At 62.1% G+C, this 763-nt stretch carries 2 protein-coding genes; one reads left to right on the forward strand and one right to left on the reverse strand.

Features of this window, described 5'->3' with window-relative positions; all coding sequences use genetic code 11:
- Positions 1-232, forward strand: a 232-nt coding sequence (locus AC1DU6_RS33725; protein ID WP_477862730.1) for a hypothetical protein, incomplete at its 5' end; no start/stop codon positions are given.
- Between the two features lie 108 nt (positions 233-340).
- Here AC1DU6_RS33725 and AC1DU6_RS33730 read toward each other — a convergent pair.
- Positions 341-763: S1C family serine protease (locus AC1DU6_RS33730; RefSeq protein WP_477862731.1), on the reverse strand; the 423-nt coding region annotated here is incomplete at its 5' end.

The following is a 763-nucleotide window of genomic DNA, read 5'->3' on the forward strand; positions in this document are numbered from 1 at the left end:
CTTCTATTATCTCGGCGCCTATKSCTCSGCSGRCGGSCGCTGGAAGGGCGAGATSSTYAATCAGGAGCACACGCCCGCTGCCGGCGGGAGTTCGCTGTTCGCCGGCTATGAAGTGGGCATCGGCTTTTCCGGGAGTTGCAGCGACGGCTGCGCGGCATTCGAAGCCACCGCGCTTGCCGGCAAACGCAGCCTGCGCCTGAAGGCCGAGCTGTCGCTGCTGCACAAAGCGTGAGGCGTCGGAGTTTTTCCGTTCCGATTGAATCGGAACGGGGCTCCTGATTTTTGTTTTGCGCGTTTTCTTAACGCGAACCGGCAACCACTTCGCTCGAAAACGCTTTGGTTACGCGCGCGCCAGCACCTTGCGTTCGACGGGATGAATGTCGATGGCGCGCAAGCGGCCCATCCGCAGCACGTCGATCTCGATCGTCCGATCGATACGGTCGCGATCAAGAATGCGGATCAGATCATCGACGCCATTCACCGGCACGTGATCGAGACTGACGACGACATCGCCAGGCAACAGACCAGCCTTGAACGCCGGACCGTCGGGATCGATCTGGTCGAGTAGCGCGCCCATGGTGTTCTCGATGCCGGCGAGCACCGCATGGCGACGCGGGATCGGCGCGGTCTGGCCCGACACGCCGATGAAGGCACGGCGGACATAGCCGTGACGAATGATCTCCGACAGCACGAATTGCGCGGTGTTGCTGGCGACCGCAAAGCAGATGCCCTGCGCCCCCTGGATGATCGCAGTGTTGATGCC

The sequence above is a fragment of the Roseateles sp. P5_B10 genome (genome assembly GCF_056400485.1).